This is a genomic window from Mesorhizobium sp. M1E.F.Ca.ET.063.01.1.1 (assembly GCF_003998155.1).
Classification (GTDB): domain Bacteria; phylum Pseudomonadota; class Alphaproteobacteria; order Rhizobiales; family Rhizobiaceae; genus Mesorhizobium.
Map to the genome: position 1 here is coordinate 1 of NZ_RZSC01001298.1, position 927 is coordinate 927.

The 927-nt window shown below is 63.8% G+C and carries 2 protein-coding genes; both read right to left on the minus strand.

The window, feature by feature from the left end:
- Positions 1-81 precede the first annotated feature (81 nt).
- Complete coding sequence (locus EOA29_RS38075) at positions 82-600, minus strand: dihydrofolate reductase (protein ID WP_126093144.1); 519 nt, start codon at positions 598-600, stop codon at positions 82-84.
- The coding region (locus EOA29_RS38080; RefSeq protein WP_127222493.1) for a DUF4424 family protein at positions 600-927 on the minus strand (328 nt) is incomplete at its 5' end. The genes EOA29_RS38080 and EOA29_RS38075, both read right to left, overlap by 1 nt.

Consider the following 927-nt stretch of genomic DNA (forward strand, 5'->3'; position numbering starts at 1 on the left):
ATAGGGACGCCGTGACACGCTTTCAACGCGGCGTGCCGCCCGCGCTGTCCGATTTGGCTCGGCAGCGACCCTTTGTCGTCGTCACTGACCGTCGCGTCGTCTCTCGTAAACCGTGTAGCGCGTCGCGTGGCTATCCTTTTCGCCTGCGGGAAAATCCTCGGAACGGACGATCCGCCAGCTGGCCGGATCGATCGGCGGGAAATGCGCGTCGCCGTCGACCGCGGCGAGCACATGGGTGACATGCAGGCGGTCGGCGAGCGGCAGCGCCTGGGCATAGATCTCGCCGCCGCCGACGACGCATATCTCCCCGGCGCCCGCCATGCAGCGCCCGCGCACCTTGGCCAGCGTGATGGCCTCGTCGAGCGAATGGGCGACCTCGATGCCCTCGGCGTGCCAGGTCTTGTCTCGTGTCACCACGACATTCAGCCTGCCGGGCAGCGGCCGGCCGATGCCCTCATAGGTCTTGCGGCCCATGATGATCGGCTTGCCCATCGTGTCGGCCTTGAAGCGCTTGAGATCGCTGGATAGCCGCCATGGCAGGCCGCCTTCACGCCCGATCACCCCGTTCTCGGCGATGGCAACGTAGATCACGATGTCCATCAGCCGCCGTTCCCGCTATCCGACGGCTCGAGCAGCAGGATGTCGATGTCGTGCTCGGGATAAAAATCCTTGGCCGTCATCTCGAACGTCGTCGGGCCGACCTTGCGGACATTGTCGCCGCAGAAGGAAACCAGGTTCTTGGCGCTGCCCTTGTCGATGGTGAGCTTGAAGTTGCCGATGCTGCCGGACGCCCAGTTGCCGCCGGTGGTCAGGATATAAGCGATGCGGCTTTCGAAATATTTCGGGTAGCCGTCGGGATTTTCCTTCGCTGCCTTGCGCACTGCGTTCTGGAAACCCTCGTCCATGCAATAGCGGGTCTTGTAGGTG

Excerpts from the sequence above, each read along its gene's own strand:
- EOA29_RS38075 (WP_126093144.1), bottom strand. The coding sequence starts at position 600 with ATGGACATCGTGATCTACGTTGCCATCGCCGAGAACGGGGTGATCGGG.